This window comes from Micromonospora sp. DT53, from assembly GCF_049841535.1.
GTDB lineage: Bacteria > Actinomycetota > Actinomycetes > Mycobacteriales > Micromonosporaceae > Micromonospora.
This window is the reverse complement of sequence record NZ_JBNCKM010000006.1, coordinates 90,761-110,078: the sequence shown is the minus strand read 5'-3', so window position 1 is coordinate 110,078 and position 19,318 is coordinate 90,761. Positions and strand designations below refer to the sequence as shown.

General features: G+C 71.3%; 19 protein-coding genes and 1 pseudogene. 7 read left to right on the top strand and 13 right to left on the bottom strand.

Annotated features, from left to right (window positions below):
• Positions 1-100 precede the first annotated feature (100 nt).
• Positions 101-3,439, bottom strand: coding sequence for a S8 family serine peptidase (locus ACLQ3B_RS19990; protein ID WP_425782234.1), 3,339 nt, complete (start codon positions 3,437-3,439; stop codon positions 101-103).
• 155 nt (positions 3,440-3,594) lie between these two features.
• Here ACLQ3B_RS19990 and ACLQ3B_RS19985 point away from each other — a divergent pair, with 155 nt between their 5' ends.
• Positions 3,595-4,152: a sugar O-acetyltransferase gene (locus ACLQ3B_RS19985; protein WP_425782233.1), complete on the top strand. Its 558-nt coding sequence runs from the start codon at positions 3,595-3,597 to the stop codon at positions 4,150-4,152.
• Positions 4,153-4,159: 7 nt separating this feature from the next.
• Here ACLQ3B_RS19985 and ACLQ3B_RS19980 read toward each other — a convergent pair whose 3' ends face one another.
• The 5 genes from ACLQ3B_RS19980 to fdxA form a co-directional block, all read right to left on the bottom strand.
• Positions 4,160-4,807 carry a nucleoside/nucleotide kinase family protein gene (locus tag ACLQ3B_RS19980; RefSeq protein WP_425782232.1) on the bottom strand — a complete coding sequence of 216 codons (648 nt, stop codon included), beginning with the start codon at positions 4,805-4,807 and terminating at the stop codon, positions 4,160-4,162.
• Positions 4,807-5,457 (bottom strand): SIMPL domain-containing protein, encoded by a 651-nt coding sequence (locus ACLQ3B_RS19975; RefSeq protein WP_238661088.1) that lies wholly within the window; start codon positions 5,455-5,457, stop codon positions 4,807-4,809. Before ACLQ3B_RS19975 ends, ACLQ3B_RS19980 begins: the two co-directional genes overlap by 1 nt.
• A 10-nt stretch (positions 5,458-5,467) precedes the next feature.
• The gene (locus tag ACLQ3B_RS19970) at positions 5,468-6,487 is read right to left on the bottom strand and encodes a prephenate dehydrogenase (RefSeq protein ID WP_425782231.1); all 1,020 of its coding nucleotides are present in this window, start codon (positions 6,485-6,487) and stop codon (positions 5,468-5,470) included.
• 184 nt (positions 6,488-6,671) lie between these two features.
• Positions 6,672-7,775 (bottom strand): succinyldiaminopimelate transaminase, encoded by a 1,104-nt coding sequence (dapC, locus tag ACLQ3B_RS19965; RefSeq protein WP_425782539.1) that lies wholly within the window; start codon positions 7,773-7,775, stop codon positions 6,672-6,674.
• Positions 7,772-8,098 (bottom strand): ferredoxin, encoded by a 327-nt coding sequence (fdxA, locus tag ACLQ3B_RS19960; protein ID WP_007464872.1) that lies wholly within the window; start codon positions 8,096-8,098, stop codon positions 7,772-7,774. The genes dapC and fdxA overlap by 4 nt, the downstream gene beginning before the upstream one ends.
• Positions 8,099-8,177: 79 nt before the next feature.
• Here fdxA and ACLQ3B_RS19955 point away from each other — a divergent pair, with 79 nt between their 5' ends.
• Positions 8,178-9,149: a GNAT family N-acetyltransferase gene (locus ACLQ3B_RS19955; RefSeq protein WP_425782230.1), complete on the top strand. Its 972-nt coding sequence runs from the start codon at positions 8,178-8,180 to the stop codon at positions 9,147-9,149.
• A gap of 215 nt (positions 9,150-9,364) precedes the next feature.
• Here ACLQ3B_RS19955 and ACLQ3B_RS19950 read toward each other — a convergent pair whose 3' ends face one another.
• The 3 genes from ACLQ3B_RS19950 to mshB all read right to left on the bottom strand — a co-directional run bounded on the left by ACLQ3B_RS19950 (position 9,365) and on the right by mshB (position 11,314).
• Entirely contained in the window at positions 9,365-9,829 is a 465-nt protein-coding gene (locus ACLQ3B_RS19950; RefSeq protein ID WP_425782538.1) for a hypothetical protein, read from the bottom strand.
• Between the two features lie 103 nt (positions 9,830-9,932).
• Positions 9,933-10,370: a hypothetical protein gene (locus ACLQ3B_RS19945; RefSeq protein ID WP_425782229.1), complete on the bottom strand. Its 438-nt coding sequence runs from the start codon at positions 10,368-10,370 to the stop codon at positions 9,933-9,935.
• Between the two features lie 17 nt (positions 10,371-10,387).
• The gene (mshB, locus tag ACLQ3B_RS19940) at positions 10,388-11,314 is read right to left on the bottom strand and encodes an N-acetyl-1-D-myo-inositol-2-amino-2-deoxy-alpha-D-glucopyranoside deacetylase (protein ID WP_425782228.1); all 927 of its coding nucleotides are present in this window, start codon (positions 11,312-11,314) and stop codon (positions 10,388-10,390) included.
• Positions 11,315-11,400: 86 nt separating this feature from the next.
• Between mshB and ACLQ3B_RS19935 the strand changes: the two genes are divergently transcribed.
• Both ACLQ3B_RS19935 and ACLQ3B_RS19930 read left to right on the top strand, forming a co-directional pair.
• Positions 11,401-13,545 carry a prolyl oligopeptidase family serine peptidase gene (locus ACLQ3B_RS19935; protein WP_425782227.1) on the top strand — a complete coding sequence of 715 codons (2,145 nt, stop codon included), beginning with the start codon at positions 11,401-11,403 and terminating at the stop codon, positions 13,543-13,545.
• A gap of 124 nt (positions 13,546-13,669) precedes the next feature.
• Positions 13,670-14,590, top strand: coding sequence for an alpha/beta fold hydrolase (locus ACLQ3B_RS19930; protein ID WP_425782226.1), 921 nt, complete (start codon positions 13,670-13,672; stop codon positions 14,588-14,590).
• 220 nt (positions 14,591-14,810) lie between these two features.
• Here ACLQ3B_RS19930 and ACLQ3B_RS19925 read toward each other — a convergent pair whose 3' ends face one another.
• The 3 genes from ACLQ3B_RS19925 to ACLQ3B_RS19915 form a co-directional block, all read right to left on the bottom strand.
• A complete protein-coding gene (locus ACLQ3B_RS19925; protein WP_425782225.1) occupies positions 14,811-15,278 on the bottom strand; it encodes a hypothetical protein in 468 nt (155 codons plus the stop codon).
• 195 nt (positions 15,279-15,473) lie between these two features.
• Positions 15,474-15,857 carry a nuclear transport factor 2 family protein gene (locus ACLQ3B_RS19920; protein WP_425782224.1) on the bottom strand — a complete coding sequence of 128 codons (384 nt, stop codon included), beginning with the start codon at positions 15,855-15,857 and terminating at the stop codon, positions 15,474-15,476.
• Between the two features lie 76 nt (positions 15,858-15,933).
• Positions 15,934-16,338, bottom strand: coding sequence for a winged helix-turn-helix transcriptional regulator (locus tag ACLQ3B_RS19915; protein ID WP_425782223.1), 405 nt, complete (start codon positions 16,336-16,338; stop codon positions 15,934-15,936).
• Between the two features lie 104 nt (positions 16,339-16,442).
• Here ACLQ3B_RS19915 and ACLQ3B_RS19910 point away from each other — a divergent pair, with 104 nt between their 5' ends.
• A complete protein-coding gene (locus tag ACLQ3B_RS19910) occupies positions 16,443-17,345 on the top strand; it encodes an NADP-dependent oxidoreductase (protein ID WP_425782222.1) in 903 nt (300 codons plus the stop codon).
• Positions 17,346-17,393: 48 nt separating this feature from the next.
• Positions 17,394-17,546 (top strand): annotated as a pseudogene (locus tag ACLQ3B_RS19905) (MerR family transcriptional regulator); the annotation flags it as partial.
• A 242-nt stretch (positions 17,547-17,788) separates the two neighbouring features.
• On the opposite strand, the gene ACLQ3B_RS19900 reads toward ACLQ3B_RS19905, so the two are convergent.
• Positions 17,789-18,169, bottom strand: coding sequence for a VOC family protein (locus ACLQ3B_RS19900; RefSeq protein WP_425782221.1), 381 nt, complete (start codon positions 18,167-18,169; stop codon positions 17,789-17,791).
• A gap of 302 nt (positions 18,170-18,471) precedes the next feature.
• On the opposite strand from ACLQ3B_RS19900, the gene ACLQ3B_RS19895 reads away from it, so the two are divergent.
• Positions 18,472-19,236 (top strand): DUF427 domain-containing protein, encoded by a 765-nt coding sequence (locus ACLQ3B_RS19895; protein ID WP_425782220.1) that lies wholly within the window; start codon positions 18,472-18,474, stop codon positions 19,234-19,236.
• Positions 19,237-19,318: the final 82 nt, after the last annotated feature.

Here is a 19,318-nt window from a genome sequence, read left to right as displayed (position 1 = left end):
AGGGGGGTCGGGGCCGCAGTGGGTGTGCTCCGGCCCCGCGTGCCCCCCCCCCTCACCCGGTTGCGCCCTCTCGGCGCCCGCCCCCCCGACGGGGTACGCCTCAGCGCAACCGGTACGCCTGGATGATCCGTTGGGTCACCGTGTTACCGGCGGTGTCCCGGGCGCTGGCCCGCAGCGACACGTGGCCGGGGCCGGCCGGGTGCCGCAACAGGGCCGACCAGCCGTCGGCGGAGGTGCGGACCAGCTTCGCCTTGCTCCAGGTCTTCCCGCCGTCGTACGAGACGTCGACAGCGAGCTTCTCCACCCGGGTGGCCGGCGAGTCGGGCTGCCGCTGCACCCGCACGGGCACGACGAAGCCCTGACCGGCCGGGGCGCTGTTGTCCACCCGCAGCGGCGGCGCGAAGCGGACCGCCGACAGGGGCAACCGGGCCGGCGTCTCACCGGCGACGTGCCTCGACCGGAAGGTCCAGCTGGACTCCACCTCGGTGCTCAGGTCGGTGAAGCTCCGCTTGGACGACGCGACGAGCCGGTAGTTCGCCCTACCCGGTGGCACGGCGAACTCTCCATAGCCCGCGTACTCACTCTCGCCGACCAACGTGCCGTTGCGCCAGAGCTTGGTCTGCTCGCTGTCGCTCAGCGAGCCGCCCGGGTGCCCGGCCGCGTCGCTGAACATCGGCACGTCGGCCACGATGGTGTCGCCGATCCGGCTGACGCTCTGGTGCGGCCAGCGCGGGTTCGGGAAGGACGGCCCGTACGGGGCCTGGTTCCAGGTTTCCTGCACCGTCCGCCCGGCCCGGTACGCCGTGGGGGTGGAGAGGAGAATTGTCTGCGCGTTCAACCAACCTTCCTCGTCCCGCTTTCCGAAGGCGATCTCGGACTCCCACCGCACGCCCTTGGTGTTGTAGTACTCGACCCGCTGGCCGGGCACGGCGGTGGGGAGGATCAGAGCACCGCCGCCGACGTTGTACTTCAGCACGGGGAACACGATCCGCTCGGCCTCGATGCCCGGGTCGCCACCGCGGAACCGGTGCACGACGGTGGCCAGGTCCCGTCGGTCGTAGTGGCGGACGAGGCCCGTGGGCATCCGGCCAGGGATCGCGTCGGCCAGCGCGTACAGGTACGGGCTGTTGGCCGTGTCCGGCGTGGTCCACTGGCTGGTGAGGGTGGCGACGAACCGCTCGGCGGAGACCGGCTTGCCGAGCTGACCGCTGGTCAGGCCGGTGAACGTGTCCGCCCAGAGCCCGATGCCGGAGGTACTGCCGTCGTCGGCAGTGAAGTTGCCACTGAGGTCGATCAGTTGCGGGACGGCCTTCCGGTCCGGAACTGTCGTCCGTACCGGCTTGGTACGGCGGGCGTCCACGACGATCCGGGTGTCCCGCTCGATTGTCAGGTCGGGCTGCGCCAACAGGGACATCTCGCGCGGCTCGTCCTCCGGTCCGGGTTCGAAGACGAGGCCGCTCAGGCCGTAGTGCCCCTTGGGCACCCGCACCTTGGCCACCCCGTCGGAGCTGAGGAGGTCCCAGGAGCCGAAGGTGTCCATCCCGACCAGGATGGTCCAGTGGTCCGCGGTGCGCGCGCCGGCGCGGTTCAGGTGCTCCACGGTCAGCGTGTAGCTCTCCACCTCCCGGTGCACGGCCAGCGGGGTCACCGCGACCGCCGTACCGGATCGGGCCACGACCCGCCCGGTCCAGTAACCGTCGGCGTCGCCGAGCCGGGTGTCCGCGGTGACGGTCGTGGCGGCCGTGCCACCCGCCGGCACGGTGAGCTGGTTGGCGCCCAACTGGAACAGGCCGGTCGGCAGGGCGCGACCGCCGGGGCCGGCGCCCTCGATGCTCAGGTCCACGGTGATCGCGGCCGGGCCGTCGTTGCGCCAGGTCACCGTGCGGGTGATCGGAGCGTCGTCAGCGTGCGGCCAGAGCGTACGCCCGAACGAGACGCTCACCGGGTCGGTGGTGACCTGCTGGGTGATCGCACGGGCGACGTCGACCCGCCCGGCTCCCTGCTGGTAGGCGGTCTGCTCCGGGTGCGGCTTGGCGGCGGCCATCAGGTTGGCCTTGAGCCGGTCGGCCCGCCATCCCGGGTGCTGCTGGGCCAGCAGCGCCGCCGACCCGGCCACGTGCGGGGTGGCCATCGAGGTGCCGGAGAGCGTGACGTAGCGGTCGTCCACCGGCTCACCGATGTAGCCGTTGGCGGACCGGGCGGCGACGATGTCGACGCCGGGCGCGGTGATGTCCGGCTTCAGCGCGTCGTCGCCGACCCGCGGGCCCCGGCTGGAGAATTCGGCCAGTTCGTCGTCGCGGTCCACCGCGCCCACGGCGAGCCCGGCGTCGGCGGTGGCCGGGGAGCCGACCGAGCCGTCCGAGCCGTCGTTGCCGGCCGCCAGGACGAAGAGGGTGCCGGTCTGGGCGGTCAGGGTCTGCACCGCCTCCTCCAGCGGGTCGAGCTCCGGGGTGTCCCAGCCGCTGAGGCTCATGTTGACCACGGCGGCCTTCTTCTCCACCGCGGCCCACTGCATGCCGGCGAGGATCGCCGAGTCCGAGCAGCCGGTGTCCTCACAGACCTTGCCGTCCAGCAGCGTCGCGTCCGGTGCCACACCCCGGTACTTGCCGCCGGCGGCGGCGCCGCTGCCCGCGATGGTCGAGGCCACGTGGGTGCCGTGGCCGACATTGTCCCGAGCGTCGTCGACCTCGGTGAAGTTGCGCGCCTCGGCCACCTTGCCGGCCAGGTCCGGGTGGGTCGCGTCGACGCCGGTGTCCAGCACCGCGACGGACACTCCCGCGCCGGTGAACCCGGCCGCCCAGGCGGCGGGCGCGCCGATCTGGGGCACGCTGTGGTCGAGGGTCACCCGTCGACGGCCGTCCAACCAGATCCGCTCGACGCCCCCCGCCGCGTCGAGCCGGGCGCTGGCGGAACCGGTGGTGACCGTCTCCCAGACCGCGCCGAGGGAAGACTTGTCGCTGTTCAGGGCGGCACCACGAATCACCGGCAGGTCGCGGGTCACCCGCGTGCCGGGCAGAGCGGCCGGGGTACGCCGGGCGTTCGTCGAGCCGTACGTCGCCAGCAGCGGCAGGGTGTTGCGGTGGGCGTCGTCGTATCCCGCCTCGACCAGCCCGGTGACGTCGAAGAGTCGCCGGTCCACCCGGCCCGAGCGCAGCAACGGCAGCGCGTCCGTCGGCGTCACCGAGAGGCGTCCGCGGTCGCGCTGGACCAGGAACTGCACGTCCTCGCGGCCGGCGCCGGGCCGGACCGAGGCGCCGGACGCGGTGACGGTGACCCGGTCACCGGTGATCAGCGTGACGGTCGTCGAACGGTTGGCGGTGAATCCACCCGGAGTGCTCTGGTGAGCGGTGCCGCCGGGTGGGGCGGGCGCCGCGGCCGTGGCTGAGGCGGGAGCCGGCGCGGAGAGCGCCAGCGCGAACACGAGGCCGAGAGCGGCCAATCTTCTTCCCTGGTGCAACGGATCCTCCTCGTCAAGCGTCTTGATGGATGGGGGTCACATTGACAACCCAGAATTGCATACCGAGTATGCAAAATGAAGGCCGAAAAATGACGGACCCGCCACGAGCCGACGAACCGGGCCGGCATGATCGGGCGGTGACCTCCATGAAGGACAAGATGCTCGCCGGCGAGCCGTACCTCGCCGACGATCCCGACATCGTCGCCGACCTGGAGCAGGCCGCCCGGCTGATGGAACGCTTCAACACCAGTCCCGCAGCCGACCCGCAGGCCCGGATCGCGGCACTGCGTGACCTCCTCGGCGAACTGGGCGAGGGCACCTGGATCCGCCCACCGTTCTACTGCGACTACGGCTGGCAGATCCGAATCGGCCCGCGCAGCTTCGTCAACTACAACGCGGTCTTCCTCGACGTCGGTCGGATCACCCTCGGTGCGGACGTCCAGGTCGGGCCGAACGTGCAGCTGCTCACCCCGACGCACCCGGTCGAGCCCGGCCCGCGACGGGACAAGTGGGAGGCGGCCAAGCCGATCACCATCGGTGACAACGTGTGGCTCGGCGGCGGCGCGATCGTGCTGGCCGGCGTGACGATCGGTGCGAACACGGTCGTCGGCGCGGGCGCGGTGGTCACCCGGGACCTGCCCGCCAACGTGGTCGCGGTCGGCAACCCGGCCCGACCGGTCCGTCAGCTCGACTAGTCGGCGGTCAGGCCGGCGCAGGCTCCGACAGGCGGACCACCAGGTCAGCCCGCTCGGCGGTGGGGGTGATCAGGGCCGCGTTGGACTCGTCGCTGCCCAGCGCCCACGCCCGCGCCTGCTCCGGAGACCGACCGAACGCCTCGTGCCGGGCGGTCAGCCGGCGGTGCCGCGCCTCGGCGTCCAGGTCGAGAAACCACGCCTCGTGCAGCAGCGGCCGGATCTCCTGCCAGGGGAAATCCTTCAACAGCAGGTAGTTGCCCTCGGTCACCACCAGCCGGACCGACGGCAGCACCTCGATCGCGCCGGCCACCGGCTCCTCCAGCTCCCGGCGGAACTCCGGCGCGTAGACCGACGTCGGCTCCAACCGATGGAGCCGGCGCAGCAACGAGACGTACCCGTTGGCGTCGAAGGTGTCCACCGCGCCCTTGCGGTCGGCGCGCCCCAGCCGGACCAGTTGCGACTGCGCCAGGTGGAAGCCGTCCATCGGCACCAGGCAGGCGGCCGGCCCGACCGCGGCGACGATCCGCTCCGCCAGCGTGGACTTCCCGGCGCCCGGCGCACCGGCGATGCCGAGCAGTTGTCGCGGACCGGCGTCGGCAAGCACCAACGCCCGCTCCACCAACTCGTCGACGGACAGCACCCGGGCCGGCGGCATCAGCCCAGAACCGGGTCGCTGATGGTGAACCGAGCCTGCACCGCCGCCTGCACGGTCTGCGGCTGCGGGTCCAGCTCAAGCTCCGGCGGACCACCGCCCGCGCCGCCGCCCCCGGCGAAGGCCGCACGGGCGAACATCGGACGGTCGGCGGGGCCGGCATCGGCCAGCTCGATCAACGAGGTGACCCGGGCGCCCAGCGCCTCCGCGTACTCCCGGGCCCGCAGCAGCGCGTCGCTGATCGCGGCGTGCCGCGCCGCACGATGGGCGGGGCTGTCGGGACGAAGCTCCCACCACGGGCCGGCCACCTCGACCTGGTCCTGGTCGGCGAGGCGGAGCATCAACTCACCCAGCGCTGTGAAGTCGGTGACGGTGACGGTGGTGGTGACACTGCCGTGCCAGGCGACCACCCGCTCACCCGAGCGTCGGGTCTCCGGCCGCACCCGCAGGTCACCGGTCTCCCGCCGGGCCACCGCCGGCCCGGAGCCGTCCAGCAGGACCCGGACCGCCGCCGCCCGCTCCGCCAGCCGGGTAAGCGTCGCCTCCCGGTCCCGGTCGCGGGCCGTCGCCGTGACCGCGAACCGGGCCAGCTCGGGCGGCACCTCCCGGTACGCCTCGCCGCGCACCTGCACCACCGGACTGTCCACCGCCATGCCGCTCAGCCTAGTCAGCCACCGGGCGCCGCGCCGTGTAGGAGACCGTGTCCGCGTCGACGTGCAGGCCGGTCAGGTGGCCGCCGGCAACTCCCAACTCGCGCAGCCAGGACACCTCAGCCACGTGGTCACCGCCGGCCGGGAACTGCCTGTCGTACGCATCGAACCGCCGGTCACGCAATGCGGCGCGGGCGGTCCGCGCCTCGTCGTACCGCGCGGTGAGCGCCGGAGCGTCGTCGGCGCGCAGCGCGGCGGCCAGGTCGTCCAGGAACACGGTGACCTCGGCCAGCTCACGGAGCACCAGGTCCCGATTGCCCAGCAGCATGTTGGCGGTCCGATCGGCCGGGGTTCCGGCGACCCGGGTGCCGTCGGAGAAGCTGCCGGCGGCGAGCGCGAGTATCGCGTCGCGCAGCGGTGCGCGCTGCACGGCCCCGGCGAGCGCGCCGGCGAGCAGATGCGGCACATGTGAGGCGAGCGCGGCGGCCGAGTCGTGCTCCGTGGCGGACATCGGCACCACCCGGGCCGCGAACAGCTCCACCAGCAGCTCGGCCAGCCAGCGGAACGCGGTCGTGGCCGGCCCAGGCGTTGGACAGAGCACCCAGGCCGCGCCGGTGAGCAGGTCCGGCCGGGCGGCCGTCAAGCCCGACCGGTCGGTGCCCGCCATCGGGTGACCGGGCACGAACCGATGCGTCAGCCCCTGCGCGGCGGCGAACGCCGCGACCTGCTCCTTGGTGCTACCGACGTCGGTCAGCACACACCGCTCACCGGTCATCGCCGCCACCTCGACAAGCGTCGCCGGCAGGGTGGGCAACGGCCCGCACAGGAAGACCACGTCCCGGTCGGTCACCGCCTCGACCAGCCGATCCGGCGCGGGTACGCCCGCCCGTCGGGTCTCCCGCCGGGTGGCCTCGTCCGGGTCCCACCCGATCACGTCGATGCCGGCGTCAAACAGCCGGAGCAGCACCGAGCCACCGATCAGGCCGGTGCCGACCACCGCCGCCCGCACCCGCGCGCCTGGCCTGTCCACCATCCGCACACCTCGATGTTCCCGCTGGGGTGCGGGGCCGCGACGGCCCCGACCAGGTCCGCGGCCGAGGATAGCGTTCGGGGGCCACCGGCTCCCGCCCGCTGTGCCCACCCGACCGCGTTCCGCCAGGTCAGCGGCTGACGCCGGTCAGGCGGTCGGCCGACGGGCTCGACCGCCCGGACCGCGGTCAGGCGAGGCGCGCGGCCACGGCGGCGATGTGGTCGTCGGACTCGGTCAGGGCGGCCCGGACATGCTGCCCGGCCGTGGGGCCGTAGAAGACGCCGGCAGCGACCAGGATGCCGCGCCGGGCCAGCCAGTCGACCGTCTGCCAGCAGTCCTCTCCCCTGGTCAGCCAGAGGTAGAGGCCCGCCTCGGAGTGCTCGACGGTGAACCCGGCACCTGTGAACGCCGCGCGGAGCACCTCCCGCCGGGCGCGGTAGCGCTCCCGCTGCTCCTCGGCGTGTCGCTCGTCCTCCAACGCGGCCACCATTGCCGCCTGCACCGGCGCGGGCACGATCATGCCCGCGTGCTTGCGAATCTTGAGCAGCTCGGCGACGAGCGCCGGGTCGCCGGCGACGAAGCCGGCCCGATAGCCGGCGAGATTGGACCGCTTGGAGAGCGAGTGCACGGCCAGCACCCCGGCATAGCTGCCCCCGCTCACCTGCGGAGACAGCACCGAGACCGGCTCGGCCGACCAGCCCAGTGGCAGGTAGCACTCGTCGCTCGCCACCACCGCGCCGCGTTCGCGGGCCCAGTCGACCACCTTGCGCAGGTGCGCCGCGGGCAGCACCCGGCCGGTCGGGTTGCCGGGCGAGTTGACCCAGACCAACCGGACCCGCGAGGTCGGCCCGACCGACGTGAGCGAGTCGGTACGGACGACTGTGGCGCCGGCCAGCCGGGCACCATCCTCGTAGGTGGGGTACGCGATCGACGGCACCACCACCACGTCACCCGGGCCGATGCCGAGCAGCGTGGGCAGCCACGCCACCAGCTCCTTCGAGCCGATGGTCGGCAGCACACCGAGACCGTCGACGCCAGCGCCGCAGGCTCGGGACACCCACGCCGCGATCGCGGCCCGCAACGCCGGGGTGCCGGCGGTCAGCGGGTAACCGGGAGCATCGGACGCGTCAGCCAACGCCCGCCGGATCACCTCCGGCACCGGGTCGACAGGCGTACCCATGGAGAGGTTGATCAGGCCCTCCGGATGCGCCGCGGCCAGCGTGGCCGCGGCGTCCAGGGTGTCCCAGGTGAACTCGGGCAGCCGCGACGAGACCGGCGCGGGCCGGTTCAGTGGCCCTCGCCGCGCGGCGGCTGCGCGGCGACGAAGGTGGCGTCCTTCTCCACCTTGCCGATCTTCGAGGCGCCACCGGGCGAGCCCAGGTCCTCGAAGAACTCGTAGTTCGCGCCGGTGTAGTCCTTCCACTGCTCCGGGACGTCATCCTCGTAGAAGATCGCCTCCACGGGGCAGACGGGCTCACAGGCACCACAGTCGACGCACTCGTCGGGGTGGATGTAGAGCATCCGATTGCCCTCGTAAATGCAGTCGACCGGGCACTCCTCGATGCATGCCTTGTCGAGCACATCTACGCACGGCTCGGCGATGATGTAGGTCACCGGTCTTCTCCTCCGCAAGACTCGCCGCGATCTCCCGCGACGGTAAGAGCCTAGTATCTCGCCGGGGAGGGGGTCGATCGTGCTCCGACAGCAGGATGTGGGACACCGAATCGTGGTCCGCCGGATTGTGGGGATTCGCGAGGGCCGCCCGCAATTCTCCGACGCGCTGGGCGAGCTGGTGGAGCTGAGCGAGACTCATCTCACGCTGGCCACCGCCCAGGGACAGCTACGCGTCCCGGTGGCGCAGGTCCACCGCGCCAAGCGCGTACCGCCGGCGCGTCGGCCGACCGCCGCCGCGGTCGTGGCGCTGGAGCGGGCCGCCGACGAGGCCTGGCCGGCACCGACCCGGGGCCGGCTCGGTGACTGGCTGCTCCGGTCGGCCGAGGGCTGGACCGGGCGCGCCAACTCGGCACTGCCGATCGGCGACCCGGACCGGCCGCTGGCCGCCGCGGTCGACGCGGTGGAGCGCTGGTACGCCGACCTGGGTCAACCCGCGCTGATCAACACGCCGCTGCCTCTCGCCGCACCGGTCGGCGCCGAGCTGGACGCCCGCGGCTGGACCACCCGCCCGCCCACGCTGGTGCAGACCGCGCCGCTGTCCCTGCTGACGTCGGCGCCCGCCGACGGTCCGGCCGACGGCCGGGGCAGTGCGGTCGTCGAGCTGACCACCGCGCCCAGCGACGAGTGGCTGGCCATCGCCGCCGGCCGCAAGGGCGGCCTGCCGGACGCCGCCCGGCACGTGCTCACCGCCGTGGACCAGGTCCGCTTCGCCCACGTGTACGCCGACAACGCCCTGGTGGCGGTCGGTCGCGGCACGGTGACCGGCCAGGGGCGCTGGCTCGGCCTGAGCCTTGTCGAGGTACTGCCGACGGCCCGCCGTCAGGGGCTGGCCCGCCGCGTGATCCACGAACTCGCCAGCTGGGGCGTGTCGGGCGGTGCGACACACGCGTTCCTCCAGGTCGAGCAGCGCAACACGGCGGCGGTCGCGCTCTACCAACGGCTCGGCCTCGTCACCCACCACACCTACCTGACCCGGGTCGCCCCGAACTGACCCCCGACCGCCCCCGAGGAGGCGGCCCGGCGCGAGGCGGGCCGGCGCTTGATCCACTCGGCTTTCAGGAAGTCGCGGTGTTCTGGACGCCGGGATGCCCCGACTTTAAGGAAGCCGAGTCGATCAAGCGGTGATTGGCCGGCTGCCGCATGGCCCGGACGGCCGGGCGCACACACGGCCTGGACCGGCAGCCGCACGGCCGGGCTGGGCCGTGGTCAGCGGCGGACGACTCGGCGAGGCTTGGCGGCCTTGACCTCGGCGTACCGCTTCAGCTGCTGCGAGCGGTAGTCGCGGCCGAGCGCGGTGAGCACCAGGTAGCCGATCAGCAACCCCGCCCCGGTGGCGAGCAGGTAGAGCCAGATCTGGGCGAAGAACGTCCCCGCGCCGCCGGCGAACGGGTTGTGCCCGACCAGCAGTGGCCCGACCAGCACGGTCAGCAACATCGCCACCGGCACCACGACGGCCATGTCGGCTGCCCAGCCCGCCAGCGGCCGACGACGACCCCAGCGGAAGGCGACCACGGCGAGGATCAACCCGATCACCGTGAACATCGCCAGTGACACCCGGTCGGCCACGGTGTCGTCACCGTCGAAGCCGAGCCGGATGATCAGTCGGGCGACCACGTTGACCGCGAACAGCGCTGCTACGAGCACCCCGAGGTCACGCCACCGCTTGTCCATCGCCGGACCCTCCTGCCGTACGCCCCGTCGTGGGGTTCGCATCCCTGGCAGGAATATCTACCACCCTTACCTGGGAGACGTCATCAGCCGACCGCACCCGGCGTCAGCCGCCGAGCATGGGCTGCGGCGGGGCGAGGATCTGCCGGAAGCCCATCACCGCGAACGTCATCGCACCGGCCACGATCATGGCCAGCCCGACCCAGTTGTCCCCGGCCAGCAACAGGTCGCCCTCGTTGGTCCGGATGGCGGCGACCGCCATCAGCGCGAACCACGGCACCGCCGGCAGCGCCACCGCCCAGCGACGGCCGACCGCCTCGTACGCGAACCAGCTCAGCAGGATGTTGGCGCCGATGGCGAGCAGCACCGACACGCCGATCAGTTGCCCTCCGACGCGGACCGTGGCGAACAGCAACTCCAGTACGCCGGTCAACACGCCGGCGAGGACCACGACGATCGCACCGACCAGCCGCAGGCCGAGGTCCAGTAGTCGCGGCGGTGGCCCCGCCGGGGGCGGGACTTCCTGGTCCTCCACGACTGTCATCGGTGCGGCCGGCAGGGTCACCGGAGACCCGCCGCCGCGACCGGGGACCGGTCCGGGGCGGTCTCCGTGGGCAGGCCGGCGAAGAGGTCGTCCTCCCAGCCGTACGGCCCGGCGCCCGGGCCCTTCTCGCCGACCGCGAGGGTGAAGTACTCCACGCCCATGAACTCGCCGCCGAAGTTGCCGGCGATCGAGTAGAGCCAGGAGTTGGCCGGGATCTGGGTGGCGTGCGCCCGCATCGCGGCCTCCTTGGCCGTGTGCTGGTCGGTGCCGTCGATCCGGGCGGCGATCTGGGCGTCCGGGGTGCCGAAGGGCAGGTCCGCGATGTCCTCGATGCCGCCGAACGGGTTGTCGGAGGACTCGGCGAAGTGCGTCATGCCGGCCTCCAGGACGCTGAGCGGCATCGCCGTCCAGTAGACCTTGAGCGGGGCGCAGCCCTCGGCGGTGGCCAGCTCGACGGCGCGCATGGCCACCCGGTGCGCCTGGATGTGGTCGGGGTGGCCGTAGAAGCCGTTCGGGTCGTACGTGACGAGCACCTGCGGGCGTACCTCTCGCATGATCTCCACGAGATGCCCGGCGGCCTCGTCGAGGTCGGCCTGCCAGAACGCCCGGGGGTGCTCGTTTGTCGCGAGCCCCATCATCCCGGAGTCGCGGTAGCGGCCGGCGCCGCCGAGGAAGCGGTGGTCGTTGACGCCGAGCGCGGCGCACGCGGCGGCCAGCTCGGCGACGCGGTACCCGCCGAGCTGGTCGGCCTCGGCGGCGGCGAGCTGGGCCAGCGCGGGCACGTGGATCTCGCCCTCCTCACCGAGGGTGCAGGTCACAAGCGTGACGTGCGCGCCGTCGGCGGCGTAGTGGGCCATCGTCGAGCCGGTGCCGATCGACTCGTCGTCGGGGTGCGCGTGGACCAGCAGCAGGCGGCGGTCGGGCAGCATCGTCACGACGGTCACTCTAACTGGCGGTTCGCCCCGGCTGACGCTGACGCGTCCGCCCAGGTCGGCCACATCACCTCCGCTCCGGCTCTACGATTTGGCGTGTGGACTTTCCGGAGCTGGCCGCCCGCACTCGCCGGTTCAGCCACGGCGCGCCACGCGCTGTCTCGGTGGCTGAGGACGGCTCACGGGTGATCTTCCTGCGCTCCGCCGGCCCCGAGGATCCGGCGGACGCGCTCTGGCTGCTGGACGTGGCCACGGGCGAGGAGCGGCTGGTCGCCGATCCGGCGACGCTGCTGGGCGAGGGCGGGGACGTCCGGTCCCTCTCCCCCGGTGAACGCGCGCTGCGTGAGCGGCTGCGGCTCAGTGCCGCCGGCATCGGCTCGTACGCGTTGGACGCGGCCGGTCGGGTTGCGGTGTTCGCGCTGGCCGGGCGCTTGTTCCGGGCCGATCTGGTGCACGGCGACGTGGTGGAGGTGGCGGCCGTCGGCCCGGTGCTGGACCCACGTCCGGACCCGAGCGGGCAGCGGCTGGCGTACGTGACGGACGCGGCCGATGGTGTGCGTCGGGGCGAGCTGCGGGTGATCGACCCGGACGGGACCGACACCCTGCTGGCCGGCGAGGACGCCGGGGTGAGCTGGGGGTTGGCCGAGCACATCGCGGCTGAGGAGTTCGGCCGGTTCCGGGGGTACTGGTGGGCGCCGGACGGCCGGATGGTGCTCGCCGCCCGGGTCGACGAGTCCCGCCTGGAGCGGTGGCACCTGCACGACCCGGCGGAGCCGGCGAGCCCGCCGACCGCCATCGCGTACCCCCGGGCTGGTGGGCCGAACGCGGAGGTCAGCCTGCACCTGCTGGACCTGGACGACGGCTGGGTCGACGTGCACTGGGACCGGGAGACCTACCCGTACCTGACCGGGGTCAGCTGGGGTGAGGGCAGCCCGTTGATCACCGTGCTGCGCCGCTCGCAGCAGCACGGGCTGGTGTTGGCGGTGGACCCCCGGACGGGTGAGACCCAGGTGCACGCCGAGCTGGCCGACCCGCGGTGGGTCGAACCGATCGCCGGCACCCCCGCGCACCTGCCGGACGGCCGGGTGCTGGTCGGTGGGGAGTTGGCCCACGACGGGTACGACGCCCGGTGCCTGTTCGCGGACGGCACCCTGCTCACCCCGCCGTCGCTGTACGTGCGGCGGGTGGTGGGTCGGCTGCCGGCCGCCGCCGGCCCGGCCGACCTGCTGGTGGAGGCGAGCGACGGCGAGCCGAGCGAGCGGCACCTGTTCCGGGTCCGCACCACCATCGGCGGTGGGGTGGACGCGCGTCGACTCACCACCGACTCCGGTTGGTACACCGCGGCGGTGGGTGGGGACGTGCTGGCCGTCGGCGTCGCGTCGCTCGATCATGCCGGGGTGCGCTGGACGGTGCGCCGCGGCGATCAGGAGATCGCCGCGTTGCGGTCCTTCGCCGCCACCCCGCCGTACTCCCCGCTGCCGCTGCTGGAACGGGTGACCGATCGGCGGTTGCCGGCGGCGGTGCTCTACCCGGACAACCACGTGACGGGCCGACGCCTGCCGGTGCTGCTGGACATCTACGGCGGTCCGGGGCACCAGGAGGTCGTGGCGGCGCGGGCCGCGTGGTTGGAACGGCAGTGGTGGGCCGACGCCGGGTTCGCGGTGGTCACCATCGACAACCGGGGTACGCCGGGCGTGGCCCCGTCGTTCGAGAAGGCGATCCACCGGCGGGTCGCCGACGTGATCCTGACCGACCAGATCGACGCGCTCACCGCGCTCGCCGGCAAGCACCCGGACCTGGACCTGAGCCGGGTGGGGGTGCGCGGCTGGTCGTTCGGTGGGTGGCTGGCCGGGTTGGCGGTGCTGCGCCACCCGGAGCTGTTCAAGTGCGGGATCGCGGGCGCCCCGGTGACCGACTGGGCGCTGTACGACACCGCGTACACCGAGCGTTATCTGGGGTTGCCGGAAGACGGCCTGGACATCTACGCGCACCATTCGCTCGTCGAGTTGGCCGCCGAGCCGGTCACCGGCCCGGGCCAGGCCCGCCCGTTGCTGCTGGTGCACGGCATGGCCGACGACAACGTGGTGGCGGCGCACACGCTCCGGCTCTCCGCGGCCCTGCTCAGCACCGGCCGGCCACACGCCGTGCTGCCGCTGACCGGCGCCACCCACCTGGCCGCGAACGGCACCGCCGAACGGCTACTTCCCCTGGAACTGGATTTCCTCCGTACCCATCTGTTGTAAGCAGCATTCGATAGGTGAGTTCGGCACACCGGACCCTCTGCCGAATGCCTGCTGACCGAAGCGGGACCCGGCAGGGCGCTTCCTCAGGGCGGCACCGCTTTCCCTTATGCCGAAAGGATCCAGCATGGTTGGCATTGCGCAAAAACCGTCGGTCTCCGCCATTCAGGAAGGCGAGTTTCCGGTCACCCACTTCCGCACGGCGACCGTGAACGGGATCGACATCTTCTACCGCGAAGCCGGGCCGGCCGATGGCCCTGCGATCCTGCTGCTGCACGGATTTCCCACCGCCTCCTCGCAGTTCCGCCACCTGATCCCCCTGCTCGCGGACCGCTACCGGGTGATCGCCCCGGACTTCCCGGGTTTCGGTCACAGCGCCAGCCCGGACCGGTCGACATTCGACTACACATTCGCCAACTTCGCCGACCTCATGGACGGCCTCGTCGGTCAGCTCGGCCTGGATCGCTACGCGCTCTACTGTTTCGACTACGGCGCTCCGACCGCATACCGGCTGGCTCTGAAAGCGCCCGAGCGGGTCAGCGCGCTCATCGTGCAGAACGGCAACGCGTACGAAGAGGGCCTGAGCGAATTCTGGGATCCGATCAAGGCCTACTGGGCCGAAAAGACCGACGAGCGCCGCCAGGCAATCGCGTTCATCCTCAGCCCCGACACGGTCAAGCAGCAGTACACGGCGGGGGTGAAAGATCTCAGTCGGCTGGACCCAGACAGGTGGGCCCACGACGACACGCAGCTCGCCCGCCCCGGCAACGCGGACATCCAGCTGGACCTGTTCTACGACTACGGCAGCAACGTCACGCTGTACCCGGAATTCCAGGCCTTCTTCCGCGACCACCAGCCACCGACGCTTGTCGTCTGGGGCCAGAACGACCCGGTCTTCCCGGCCGCGGGCGCCCACCCCTACCAGCGCGACCTGCCGTCGGCCGAGTTCCACCTGCTCGACACCGGTCACTTCCTGCTGGAAGACAAGCTCGACGTCGCCGCGCCGATGATCCGCGACTTCCTGGACCGCTCCATCGGTCGTTCCTGAGCGCCGAAGCGGCCAGTCCGCCGCCCGCCGCCGCAGCCCGCAGCCCGTGGCCCGTGGCCCGTGGCCCGTGGCCCGTGGCCCCTGGCCCGTGCTCACAAGATCGCGCTCGATCCAGGATCTGGTGGTATTCCGGCGCCAGATGGCCACTGGATCCAGGATCGAGCGTGACCTTGAACAAAGCACCCGGAACGGCTCGACGCCCCGCGCCGGCCCGACCCCGCTACCAACGATGGTCCTCCAGGTCGGGATTCCGGTTTGCCCAACCGCCTGAATCCTTCCGGGGCTGCACAATAAGCATTGCCGTCACCACCTGGGCAACCGCCACCGGCAGAGCTTTCTGCGGACCGTAGGCGCTGAACACGAACAGCGGGAACGGCGCGGCGAAAAGCAGGATCGCGGCCAGCCTGAACCAATACCAGCGGACGTCGGACAGCAGACGCAGCACCCCTAGACACAAGGTGGCCGCGACGCTCAGGAGCGCCCACAACGGGGCGAGGAACATGATCCCGATGGTCATCACCAGCAGGTCTTCGGCGAGTGCCCTGCCCGGGGGCAGATCCATCAAGGCGTAGACGACATATCCCGTCAGCCACACGCCGAGGTAGAGCAGCACGTGGAGGCCGAACCAGAGGATCCACGGTAGATCGGCGAGACGGTCCAGTGGCCGGCGAAGTGCGTCGATGCCCACGGCCGCATCGTATCGACCGGGCTGCCATGACGACGCCCCCTTTCTCGGCTCAGGGCCGCCTCTCGGTGTTCGCGCCGACCGACGGGCCGTTGTCAGCCAGCGCAGAACTCGGAAGGCTTCCGAAACCGTCGGGCATCGGACGTCAGTCCGCCGAACAGCACGTGCGCCTGGCCCGATGCTGCGGCAGGCTGACGATCACCACCGCTCCACGAGGTGTTCCCGGCCCTGCGGCGGATCGTACGGTTCGGGCCAGTAGTCGATGATCTTGCTGATCAGCCCCTGCTCGGACATCTCCAGCCAGACGCACGCGTCCTGCTGCTCGTCACCGACGCGAACGTCGAGCAACAGGGCAGCGAGGCGACCATCGGCGATCACCCGTCGCGGCCGGAGGTGCCAATCGCCGGGATACTCGGTGTTGAACCGCAGGAACGCGTCCTTGCCGCGAATGCGCTCCCGAGTCTGCGGCATCTCGTAGACCACGTCATCGGTGAGCAGGGCGGCCACTCCGGGCCAGTCGCGGCGCTCCAAGAGATCAACGTAGGCGTGGGCGGCCTGCCGGGCCGTCGAGGTGTCGTCCACGACGCGGACCCTAGCCCTCGTCGGCGACAAAGTGGCGAGGGCTAGGCCGGCTCAACAGCGGGGCGGAACGACTTCCTCAGGTCTCAGGGCGTGCGTCATATCGGGTCCGCGCTTCGAAGACGCGGTCCATGTGCGTCTCAGCCCAGTTCTTGATCGCGATCATGACCGGGAACAGCTCGTGGCCGAGCGGGGTGAGCTCGTAGTCGACACGGACCGGCACCGTGGCGGTGACCGTGCGGGTGACCAGGCCGTCGCGCTCCAGCGTTCGCAGGGTCTGGGTGAGCATCTTCTGGCTGACGCCGGCAATGCGGCGGGCGAGTTCGCCGTGCCGCTGCGGGCCACCGGCGAGCGCGGGGATCACCAGGGCGACCCACTTGTCGGTGAGCCTGCTCAGCAGCTCGCGGGTCGGGCATTGCTCCAGGAACGCGTCGTAGTCGCGTTTCGCCTGTTCGCGGCGTTGCGCCGCGGTCGTCGTCGCCATCTCTCCCCCTCTGGTGCCCTAGGCACTTAAAGGTACCTACTTTCTCATAGTGCTGAAGGTTCGTACGGTCGTGGTGAGCACGAAATCCCACGAAGGAGACGGCGATGCGCGCAATCAGCTATGACAAGTTCGGCGGGCCGGAGGTCCTGCACGTGGCCGAGGTGCCGCTGCCCGAACCCGGGCCGGGGCAGGTGCGGGTCCGGGTCGCGGCGTCGGTCGTACACCCGGTCGATCTGATGATCCGCTCCGGTCGATTCCCGGCTCCGTTGCCGACAAGCCTGCCGTACACGCCCGGTTGGGACGTTGCCGGCAGCGTCGACGCGGTCGGCCCATCGGTCGACGGGTTGGCGATCGGCGACGAGGTCATCGGCTTCTCACCGTGGCTGCGAACCACTGTCGGCGCCCACGCGGAGTACGTGGTCCTCGACGCCGCCTGGCTGACCTCCGCGCCCACCGGCGTCCCCGCCACCGAGGCGGCGACCCTGCCGACCAATGGCCTCACCGCCGTTCAGGCACTCGACCTGCTCGCGCTCCCGGCGGGTGCGACAGTGCTCGTCACCGGCGCCGCCGGGCAGGTAGGTGGGTTCGTTCTGGCGCTGGCCCGGACGACCGGCCTGCACGCCACGGGACTCGCCCGAGCCGGCGACCGCGAGTTCGTCGAGTCGCTCGGCGCGACGTTCCTGTCCAGCGTCGACGATCCGACGGAGCCGTTCGACGCGGTCATCGACCTGGCGGTGATCGGCTCCTCGCTGCTGGACCTCATCCGGGACGGCGGCGGCTACGTGGCCGCGTCGCCTCCGCTTCGCCCGGAGCCGGTGCGGGGAATCCGGACCTTCGCGCTGGAGGTGCTACCGGACGGAACCCGGCTGGGCGAACTGGTCACACTCGTCACCAGCGGTGACATCCCGCTCCGGGTCGCTGACGTGTACCCCTTCGCCGACGCGGCGGCCGCCCACGAGCGGCTGGCTCGGGGCGGCGTGCGCGGCAGCGTGGTGGTCGTTCCCTGATCCACACCTGTTGCATCTCAAGCCGCTTGAGATCGCATAGCGGTCGGCGTGGACAGAGAAGAGCTGTACGCCATCGGGGACGTCGCTCGGCGGGCCGGCCTGAGCGTCAGCGCCGTCCGGTACTACGCGGACGCCGGCGTCGTCACGCCGGCCGCCAGCATCCCGGCCGGCCACCGCCTGTACGACGTGTCGGCCATCGCCGGCACCACGCACACCACCTCGTCGATCATGGAGTTGTGGTGGGCAACAAAACGCCCCTGAGTGGCCGAAACAGGCACCACAACTCCATGATCGCCGGGATCTGAGCTCCCCTGCTCGGCGATCTTGCACTTTCTGTCGCGACACAGCAGGCATTCAACTCCGCGTATCGGTGGTGGCGCTCGGCCCGTTCCGGCACCGGCAAGTTGGTCGCGCCTGAACGACAGATGCCCGAACGAGCTGAGTCAGTCGCCGACTCTCGGGACCCCCCACAGGGACAGGCAGAACGGATGCCCGGCCGGGTCGGCGTACACGAAGCAGTGGTCCGCGTTGGGCTGATGCTCGAATCGGGTAGCACCGGCTGCCAGCACACGCGCTCCGGTCGCCTCCAGGTCGTCGACGAGGAACTCGAGGTGCATCTGCATCCCCACCTCGCCATCCGGCCAGGTGGGTGACCGGTAGTCATCGATCTGCTGGAACCCGATGTCGCCGTTCGGCCCTTCTACAAGCGCCCAGGCCTCGTCACCCTTCGCGACCCCGCCGGTGATCTCGGCGTAGAACCGCGCGAGGGCGATTGCGTTGGGCGCATTGATCGTCGTCAGGCTGAGCCTGATCAGGTTCGACATCAGCCTATCTCCATCTGCTGGTATGCCGGCGTGAGTTCTTCCCAGCGCTCCTTCCAGCCGGGCGCTCTCGGAGCTCCAGCCCTCCGGATGGACCGGGCCGTCGACCTCCAGCGAGCTGACCCATCGACTGCTGCTCTCATCGGGCCACCATAGGCGAGGGTCCGGATCCGCCGCCAAGGCCTCGTCACGAAAGGCGACATCGGTTACGGTCTCTGCAACAAGCGCATGTGACAACGCGGGGGCCACGCTGATCGTTGAACCGGCGCCTGCCCGAGCCGGCCGTCACATCACGGGAGGACAACGTGTCGGATTATCCGAAGATGATCGTCCCGGTCGATCACATTGAGCCGGTGCCTCGCCGGGTCCGAGCCTTCCTCGGCGGCGAGCAGGTACTGGAGACCACGCGGGCGCGGTACGTGTGGGAATGGCCCTTCTACCCGCAGTACTACATCCCCATCGACGACCTGAATCGCAACCTGTTGATCGAGGGCGAGCGCACCGAGGTGTCCCGGCGCGGGACCGCGCGGCTGTACGGGCTGCAGGTTGGCGAGACGATCCGTCCTTCGTGCGGCCGGTTGTACGGGGACGACGCGCTGGCCGGGTTGGCGGGCACGATCCGGTTCGACTGGGCAGCCATGGATGGCTGGTTCGAGGAGGACGAGGAGGTCTTCGTGCACCCCCGGAACCCGTATGCCCGGGTGGACGCGCTGCGTTCCACCCGCAGCGTCAGGGTGGAACTGGAAGGGGTCGTCCTGGCCGAGTCGACATCGCCCGTGCTGGTCTTCGAAACCGGTCTACCGACCCGCTACTACCTCAACCGGACCGACGTGAACTTCAGGCACCTAGTGGCGTCGGAGACGAGGACCGCCTGCCCGTACAAGGGCCAAACCAGCGACTACTGGTCCGTCCGTCTCGATGACCAGGCCCACCCGGACCTGGCCTGGTCGTACGACTTCCCCACCGCCGCACTCCTGCCGATCGCCGGCCTGATCGCCTTCTACAACGAGAAAGTCGACCTCGTCGTCGACGGCGAGCGAGTGAGCCGGCCGACAACGCCCTTTCACTGAACCAAACGCACGCCCTGGCGCCGATTGATCAAGATCCAGCAAGGGTCCCCTCCCGACGGCGTTGTCGGGAGGGGACCTTCTG

What these genes read in the sequence shown, in the direction of transcription:
- ACLQ3B_RS19950 (WP_425782538.1), bottom strand. Translation starts at nt 9,829, where the DNA reads ATGGACAAGCGGTGGCGTGACCTCGGGGTGCTCGTAGCAGCGCTGTTC.
- ACLQ3B_RS19930 (WP_425782226.1), top strand. Translation starts at nt 13,670, where the DNA reads ATGGTTGGCATTGCGCAAAAACCGTCGGTCTCCGCCATTCAGGAAGGC.
- ACLQ3B_RS19910 (WP_425782222.1), top strand. Translation starts at nt 16,443, where the DNA reads ATGCGCGCAATCAGCTATGACAAGTTCGGCGGGCCGGAGGTCCTGCAC.
- ACLQ3B_RS19980 (WP_425782232.1), bottom strand. Translation starts at nt 4,807, where the DNA reads ATGCCGCCGGCCCGGGTGCTGTCCGTCGACGAGTTGGTGGAGCGGGCG.
- ACLQ3B_RS19915 (WP_425782223.1), bottom strand. Translation starts at nt 16,338, where the DNA reads ATGGCGACGACGACCGCGGCGCAACGCCGCGAACAGGCGAAACGCGAC.
- ACLQ3B_RS19975 (WP_238661088.1), bottom strand. Translation starts at nt 5,457, where the DNA reads ATGGCGGTGGACAGTCCGGTGGTGCAGGTGCGCGGCGAGGCGTACCGG.
- ACLQ3B_RS19970 (WP_425782231.1), bottom strand. Translation starts at nt 6,487, where the DNA reads ATGGTGGACAGGCCAGGCGCGCGGGTGCGGGCGGCGGTGGTCGGCACC.
- ACLQ3B_RS19900 (WP_425782221.1), bottom strand. Translation starts at nt 18,169, where the DNA reads ATGTCGAACCTGATCAGGCTCAGCCTGACGACGATCAATGCGCCCAAC.
- ACLQ3B_RS19945 (WP_425782229.1), bottom strand. Translation starts at nt 10,370, where the DNA reads ATGACAGTCGTGGAGGACCAGGAAGTCCCGCCCCCGGCGGGGCCACCG.